Raw genomic sequence first — 8,319 nt, 5'->3', positions numbered from 1 at the left:
CACGTCGCCCGCATGCTGCCCGCTCGTTCCGCCCGCTCGTTCCGCCGGGGCGACGGCGCGTGGCGGGCAGGGCCGGCGGAGGGAGTGCGCGCGTCGAGGCGGCCGGTAACCGGGCATCGCGACGGCGGCCTCCCACCGGGGCGGTAGTCTGCGCTGACACCCGGGCAGGGGCGCGGCCGGAAGCCGCGGTTGCCGCCGCCGGGACCTCGGAGCGAACGACGGAGCGGTCGTCACCGGCGGTCGCCCGCGCGGCGACGGGCGGCGACGGTTCATCGCCGCCGCGTCCGCACCACCCGGCCCCGGCCGGTGACCGCAGCGCGGCGGGCCTTCCGGTCAGCGGACCGCGGAGCGGGCGTCGGAAGCGTGGTCGCGGCGGTCGGTCGATCGGACGGCGGGGCACGGTCGCGGCATTCGCCGGGTCGTTGTCGTCACCGGCCGACCGGTCCGATGGTCACCTTGTCGGACGGGTCCCGTCCGCCCCGGCCGGGTCGGGTGGCATGTGCGTTGTTCGGTCGGTCATTTCGGTAGGTCAGGAGCAGTGCGGATGCGGCAGAGCCGGAGAACCGTGGCCCTCGCGGGCGCGGTGGCGGCGGTGGTCGTCGGGGTGAGCGGATGCTCGTCGGACGACGGCGAAGGTGGGGACGGCACGTCGGCGGTCGACGCCCAGCAGACGGCGACGGAGTTCCTCGCCGCATGGGCGGATGGCGACACCGACGCCGCCGCGGCGATGACGGACGACCCCGAGGCGGCAGCGGCGGCGCTCGCCGCCTACACGGAGGACGCGGGGGTCACCGAACTGTCGCTGACCCCCGGCCCCGGGTCGGAGCAGGACGGGGCCGTCGAGGTGCCGTTCCAGGTCGCGGCGCAGGTCGCCCACGAGGACGACACCGGCGACTGGGGTTACGGCTCCGCCCTGACCGTCGTCGCCGACCCCGACGCAGCGGGCGGTGACGGCGCGGACGGCCAGGACGCCGGGGCCGCCTCCGGGGGACTCGTGCAGTGGCGCAGCGAGATCCTGCACCCCGACCTCACCGAGGGGCTGCGGCTGGAGATCGGCCCGGCGGCGGGCCCGGCGCCGGTCCGCGCGCTCGACCGCGACGGCGACGAGCTGGACGTCGAGGCATTCCCCTCGCTGGCGCCCGTGATCGAGGCGCTGGCCGCCGCCCACGGGGAGGCCGGCGGCGGGCACCCCGGCACCGAGCTCCGCATCACCGGCCCGGCCCCAGCCGACGGCGACGCGGCGACCGACGAGGACGAGGAGTCGGAGGAATCCTCCGGCGCGGACGGCGCGGACGGTGACGGCGGCGCGGTCAGCGAGCAGCTGCTGCGGCTCTCCGAGCCCACCACCGGCGAGGTCCCCACCACCATCGATCCCCGGGTGCAGCGCGCGGCGGAGGCGGCGGTCGCGGACTCCGACCGCGCCTCGCTGGTCGCGATCCGCCCCAGCACCGGCGAGATCCTCGCCGTGGTCAACAACCCGGCCGACGGGGAGAACGTCGCGATGGAGGGCCGGTACGCCCCCGGCTCCACCTGGAAGATCGTCACCTCCGGCATGCTGGTCGAGGAGGGCCTGGCGAAGGCGGACGCGGCGCACCCGTGTCCCAAGATCTTCGACTTCGAGGACTGGCCCTTCCAGAACCTCGACGAGTTCGAGATCAAGGGCGGTACCTTCGGCCAGTCCTTCGCGGCCTCCTGCAACACCGCCTTCATCAGCGCGGCGCCGGAGCTCGCCGACACCCAGCTGGCGGAGTACGCCCAGTCGGCCTTCGGTATCGGCCTGGAGTGGCGCACCGGCGTGGAGACGATGAGCGGATCGCTCAACGAGGAGTCCAAGGCGCAGATGGCGGCGCAGCTCATCGGGCAGGCGTCGGTCCGCGCCAACCCGCTGGTCATGGCGTCGGTGTCGGCGACCGTGAAGGACGGCACGTTCCGTCAGCCGTACCTGGTGCCGATGTCGTTCGACGACCGTGAGCCGGTGACGGCGCCCGGCCCCTCGGCATCCACCTCGGCGGAGCTGCGGAAGCTGATGGCGCTGACCGTCGCCGGCGGTACGGCGACCGAGGCCATGTCGGGGGTGCCGGGCGACACCGGCGCGAAGACCGGCTCCGCGGAGGTCTTCGACCAGAAGAAGCCGAACGCCTGGTTCACCGCCTACCGCGACGACCTGGCGGTCGCGGCGGTGGTGCGGGAGTCCGGGCACGGCGGCAAGTTCGCGGGCCCGCTCGTCGCCGAGGTGCTGCGGGAGGCGGGCGGCGAGTGACCCTCCGGGGTGGTGAGGCGCCGATGGGCGCCGAGCGCCCCGGGAGGCCCGGAACGGAAGGGGCCCGGCGCCCGCCACCGACCGATGGTCGGGGCGGGCGCCGGGCCCCTTCACGTTGCCGTGCGGGTGACCCCGGTACGGGTCAGGGGACGGGGACCGGCTCGCGGTCCTTGTCGTCCTTGTCCCCCGACGCGGGCCGGTCGTCGGCGGCGGCGGTGCCGGCCAGGTGGCGCTCCAGCGCCGAGCCCTCCACGTCGACGTTGGGCAGCACGCGGTCCAGCCACTTCGGCAGCCACCAGGCGCGGTCGCCGATGAGGCCCATGACGGCCGGGACCAGCGTCATCCGGACGACGAAGGCGTCGAGCAGGATGGCCATGGCCAGGCCGAAGCCGATCATCTTGACCATGGACTCGCTGGCCGAGATGAACCCGGCGAAGACGCTGATCATGATGATCGCGGCGGCGGTGACGACACGGGCGTTGAGGTTGAAACCGGAGACGATGGCCTGCTGCGGGTCCTCGCCGTGCACGTACGCCTCGCGCATCCGCGTCACCAGGAAGACCTCGTAGTCCATCGCGAGGCCGAAGATCACGCCGACCATGAAGATCGGCATCATCGACATGATCGGGCCGGTCTCCGCGACGCCGAACAGGTCGGCGAGCCAGCCCCACTGGAAGACCGCGACGACGGCGCCGAGCGCGGCCAGGACCGAGAGCAGGAAGCCCAGGGCGGCCTTCAGCGGCACGAGGAGCGAGCGGAAGACCAGCAGCAGCAGGACGAAGGCGAGGCCCACGACCAGCGCCAGGTAGGGGACGAGCGCGTCGGAGAGCACCTTGGAGAAGTCGGCCTGCGCCGCCGTCTGACCGGAGACGAGCATCTGGGCGCCGGTGTCCGCGAGCAGCTCGGGCGCGACGTCCTTCCGCAGGTCCGCGACGAGGTCGGCGGTCTCGGCGCTCGCCGGCCCGCTGGACGGGATGGCGATCATCGTCGCGACCCGGCCGGCCTCGTCGAACTGCGCCGGGAACGCCGCGACGACGCCGTCGACGGAGTTGAGGCGTTCGGCCAGCGTGTCCGCGGCGCCCTGCGGGTCGTCGGCCTCGCGGCCGTCGATGACCAGCATCAGCGGGCCGTTGAAGCCGGGACCGAAGCCCTCGGACAGCATGTCGTACGCCTGGCGCTGGGTGGTGTCGGTCGGCTGGGTGCTGTCGTCCGGCAGGCCGAGTTCCATGGACCCGACCGGGATCGCCATGAGGCCGAGGCCGGCGACGGACGCGACGAGGACCAGCAGCGGCCGGCGCAGCACGCCCTTGGCCCAGCGGGACCCCATGTTGGGGCGGCCGTTCTTCTGGAGCGAGGTCGGCACCCCCGTCTCCGGGTTCTCGGCGCGGGCCTTCTTACCGAAGATCCGCTTCCCGACGAAGCCGAGCGCGGCGGGGACCAGGGTCAGCGCCACCAGCACGGCGATCAGCACGGTCGCGGCGGCGGCGAGGCCCATCTTGGTGAGCATGGAGATGTTGACGACGGCGAGGCCGGCCAGCGCGATGATGACGGTGAGCCCCGCGAAGACCACGGCGGAGCCGGCGGTGCCGACGGCGCGGCCCGCCGCTTCCTCGCGGCTGTGGCCCTCCACCAGCTCCGAGCGGTAGCGCGAGGCGATGAACAACGCGTAGTCGATGCCGACGGCGAGACCGATCATCATCGCGAGGATGCCGGTGGTCTCCGTCAGGCCCAGGGTCACCGCGAGGGCGGTGATGCCCGACATGCCGATCCCGACGCCGATCAGCGCGGTGATCAGCGGCAGTCCGGCCGCGATGAGCGAGCCGAAGGTGATGACCAGGACGACGGCGGCGACGCCGATGCCGATGATCTCGCCGTGGCCGAAGTTCGGCTCGCCGACGGCGACCTCACCGCTGGCCTCCACGGTCAGCCCGGCGTCTCGGCCCGCGTCGACGGCGGCGAACAGGTCGTCGCGCATCTCCTCGGTGATGTCCGCCCAGCTCGCGTCGTAGTCGATCGTGCCGTAGGCGGTCGTGCCGTCCTCGCTGACCGACCCGCTGTCGAACGGGCTGGTGACGGCGACGACCTTCTCGGCGCCGTCCAGCCGGCCGAGGACGTCGGCCACGGTGGCCTCGTGCTCCGGGGCGGTGATCTGCTCGCCCTCCGGTGCACGGAAGACGATGCGCGAGGATATGGCGTCGGCGTTGGAGCCGGGGAACGACTCCTCCATCAGGTCGAATGCCTGCTGGGACTCGGTACCGGGGAGCGTGAACTCCTCCTCGACCTCGCCCCCGCCGGTCGATGCGGCGGCGCCGGCCGCCAGCAGCAACATGATCCAGATAGCGGCGACCCAACGCCGCCGTCGGAAGCTGAGGCGGCCCAGCTTGTAGAGGAAGGTAGCCACGGAGATCTCTCCTACTCCGAAAACGGGCATGCGGGGGTGGGGCGGCGTGGGGGGACGCTCCGGGCGGTGTGCGGGGGCGGGATGTACCGGCCGGTGCACAGCTGGAGACGCCGAACCATGGCCGGAGGGTGAGAGCCCGGCGTCACTGTGACGTACCTCACGCAACGCGCGGCTTGTCGGCGCGCACCCCGTCTGCGACCGACCGCGGCCGTACCCGGACGGACCGCTCGCGGCTGCCCGGTCGGTGAGGTGGCGGGTGCGAGTGGGGCAGGGCTGCCGGCGGGACCACCGGAGGGGTGCCCGGTGGTCCCGCGGGTCCCCCCGAGCCCCCCTCTTGCCGCCCCGGCGTGCGGCCCCGGCCGTTCCGGCACCGGTCGAGTTGCCGGGCCGATCGGCACCCCCAAGCATGGAACGGGTGATCAGGGACACCGCAGGAACAGGCCGCAGGACCACCGGCGCACCGGAGCCGGTCGCCGCGACCACCGGCCGGTCCGGCGACGGCCGGGACGAGGCCGGACCCGGCTACCTGCGTTTCCCCCACCTCCACGGCGACCGGGTCTGCTTCGTCACCGAGGACGACCTCTGGCTCGCCCCGCTGCCGGCCGAGGGCGAGGTCTCCGGCGGACGCGCGTGGCGGCTGACCGCCGACCGCACCCGCGTCGCCAGGCCCCGCTTCTCCCCCGACGGCCGACACATCGCCTTCACCGGCTGGACCACCCCGGACCCGGAGATCCACCTGCTGGACGTGGCCGGCGGCCCCGCCCACCGGCTCACCCACTGGGCCACCGACGACACCCGTGTCTGCGGCTGGGCCGGCGACGACATCCTCGCCGTCAGCTCCCACAGCCAGCCCTTCTCCCACCACAGCTGGGCCCACCGGCTGCACACCGACGGCTCCCCCGGCGAGCAACTGCCGTGGGGGCCGGTCGCGGACATCGCGGTCCACGGCGACGGCGCGGACCGCCGCAGCCTGCTGCTGACCGGCCGTGCCCCGCACGAGGCAGCGTTCTGGAAGCGCTACCGGGGCGGCGGCACGGGGCGGCTGTGGCTGCACGGGGAACGGCTGCCGGTGGAGGCGGCCGGGCAGTTGGAGTGCCCGATGTTCGTCGGCGACCGCATCGCGTTCCTCTCCGACCACGAGGGCGTCGGCAACCTCTACTCCTGCCGGCCGGACGGCTCCGACCTGCGCCGCCACACCGATCACGACACCCGGTACGCGCGGCACGCGGCGACCGACGGGCGCCGGGTGGTGTACCAGAGCGGCGGGGAGCTGTGGCTGGTGGCGGAGCTGACCGCGGAGAGCAGGCCACGGCGGCTTGCCGTCACCCTCTGCGGGCCACGCAACGGGCGTCGCCGCCGCCAGGTACCCACGGCGAACCGCCTGGAGGCGCTCGCCGTGGACGCGACGGGACGGGCCAGCGCCGTCTGCGTGGCCGGCAGCCTCTACTGGCTCACCCACCGCGACGGCCCCGGTCGGATCATCGCGGGCGCCCCGGGTGTGCGGGTCCGGCTGCCGGAGATGCTCGGCGACAGCGGTCGCATCGCCTACGTCACCGACGCGGCGGGCGAGGACGCCATCGAGGTCGCGTACCTCCCCCGTGCCAGCGGCGGCTGCGACCGGCTCCGGTTGGCCACGGGGCGGCTGGGGCGCGTCCGGGAGCTGGTCTCCTCACCCGACGGCCGCACCCTCGCGGTGGCCTCGCACGACGGCGCCCTGCTGCTTGTGCCCGTCCCCGCCCCCGAGGAGGGCGGGCCACTCGGCCGGCTGCTCGGGACACCCGGGGCAGGGAGCGCCGTCGTGACGGGCGGCGCCGATCCGGTGGGCGGCGCTGTGGCGGCGGGCGGCGGCGGGGCCATCGGTCGCGGCACGGGCGGGGGTGCGCGGTCCGGCGGCGACGCGACCGGGGGTCCCGGCGCGCCGCCCCGCACCCCCGCGGCGGCGGTGGAACTGACGCGCTCCGCCAACGGCCCCGTCCGCGATCTGGCGTTCTCGCCCGACTCCGGGTGGCTGACGTGGTCCCACCCCGGACTCGGTCGCTCCCTGCGGCAGATCCGCATGGCGCGGGTCGCGCCGGCGCCGTCCGCCGACGGCGGGGTCCCGTCCGGCGCCCCTCGGGACGGGCGGCAGAGCGGGACCGGGAGCGGTGGGCCCGGCACCGGGGACGGGAGCGGCGGGACCGTGGGCAGCGGTGCGCGACCCGGGCACCAGATCCTGGACGTCACCGACGGCCGGTTCGAGGACGAGGAGCCGGTCTTCACACGTGACGGCCGCTACCTGGCGTTCCTCTCCTGGCGCGGCTTCGACCCGGTCTACGACGTGCACACCGGCGACCTGTCGTTCCCGCTGGGCTGCCGCCCCTACCTGGTGCCGCTGTCGTCCGCGACACCGTCGCCCTTCGCCCTGACCCCGGAAGGCCGCCCGGCGGCCGGCGGCCTCGATCCGGCGGACACCGGCGGCGAGGAGGGGGCGACGCATGTCGAGGCGGAGGGGTTGGCGTCCCGGGTGACGCCGTTCCCCGTCCCGGCGTCGAAGTACTCCGCGCTGCGGCCGGTCGCCGGAGGCGGGCTGGTCTGGCTGCGGTGGCCCATCTCGGGTGCCCTGGGCGAGACGTTCGCCAATCCGGCGGACACCTCGGGTCAGCCCACCCTCGTCCATTTCGACATCGCCACCTGCGGTGCCGCCGACCTCACCCGCGACGTCGACTGGTTCGCCACCAGTGGCGACGGCTCCCGGCTGGTGGTGTCGGAGGACGCCGAACTGCGGTCGGTGCCCGCGACCGACGAGGCGGACCCGGACTCCACCGTCGTCGTGGACCTGCGACGCATCGTCCACCACAGCGACCCGGCCGCCGAGTGGCGGAACGCCTTCGAGGAGGCGGGACGCCTGGTCCGGGACCTGTTCTGGGACCCGGGGATGTGCGGCATCGACTGGGACGGGGTGCTGGCGACGTACCGCCCGCTGCTGGCGTGTGTGTCGACGCCCGACGAGTTCGCCGACCTGCTGCGGGAGACCCTCGGGGAACTGGGCACCTCCCACGCGTACGTCACCCCCTCGCGGGGCGACGAGGGGCCGCCCCACTACCGGCGCGCCCAGGGGCTGCTCGGCGCCGACTTCGTCCGGGACCGCGAGCCTCCCGCCGCCGTCCCCGCCCCGGGCGACACGGAGCGCGTGGCCGGACCCGCGGCAGCAGGGGAGACGGCAGAGGCGGCGGCGGGGGCCGGTGCGGCAGCGGCAGGGGCGGGCGCGGTTCGAGGGTGGCGGTTGGCCCGGGTGCTCCCGGGTGACTCCTCGGACTCCCGCGCGCGGTCGCCGCTGGCCGGGACCGGTATCCGGGTGGGCGCGATCCTCACGGAGGTCAACGGCCATCCGGTCGACCCGCTGACGGGCCCGTGGCCGCTGCTCGCGGGGAACGGCGGCAGCACGGTGGAACTCACCTTTCTGGAGCCTGCGACCGTGCCGTCGGGCCCGCCCGCCGACGACCACGACACGGCGAGCGGCGGCGGGCCGACGACGATCGCCCGCCCCCTGGAGGAGGAGCCGGACGGCGAGGCGCCGGGGCCCGTCGACGTGGGACCCGCTGGGACTGCGGCGCCGCCGATGGGCGTTGGAGGCGTAGCTCACCGGCTGTGCGTCACGAGTGATGTCCCAACCGAGGAC

3 protein-coding genes are annotated in these 8,319 nt (G+C 74.7%); 2 read left to right on the top strand and 1 reads right to left on the bottom strand.

Going from position 1 to position 8,319, the window contains the following annotated elements:
* Nucleotides 1-544 precede the first annotated feature (544 nt).
* Nucleotides 545-2,260: a penicillin-binding transpeptidase domain-containing protein gene (locus HCJ92_RS19790; protein ID WP_167934970.1), complete on the top strand. Its 1,716-nt coding sequence runs from the start codon at nt 545-547 to the stop codon at nt 2,258-2,260.
* Between the two features lie 142 nt (nt 2,261-2,402).
* Here the strand turns inward: HCJ92_RS19790 and HCJ92_RS19785 are convergent, their stop codons facing one another.
* Nucleotides 2,403-4,661, bottom strand: coding sequence for an MMPL family transporter (locus tag HCJ92_RS19785; protein WP_167934969.1), 2,259 nt, complete (start codon nt 4,659-4,661; stop codon nt 2,403-2,405).
* Between the two features lie 406 nt (nt 4,662-5,067).
* On the opposite strand from HCJ92_RS19785, the gene HCJ92_RS19780 reads away from it, so the two are divergent.
* Nucleotides 5,068-8,319, top strand: a 3,252-nt coding sequence (locus HCJ92_RS19780; RefSeq protein WP_167934968.1) for a S41 family peptidase, incomplete at its 3' end; no start/stop codon positions are given.

Origin of the sequence: Streptomyces spiramenti (assembly GCF_012034385.1) — a bacterium.
Classification (GTDB): Bacteria; Actinomycetota; Actinomycetes; order Streptomycetales; family Streptomycetaceae; genus Streptomyces; species Streptomyces spiramenti.
This window is presented reverse-complemented; position numbering and strand designations above follow the sequence as displayed.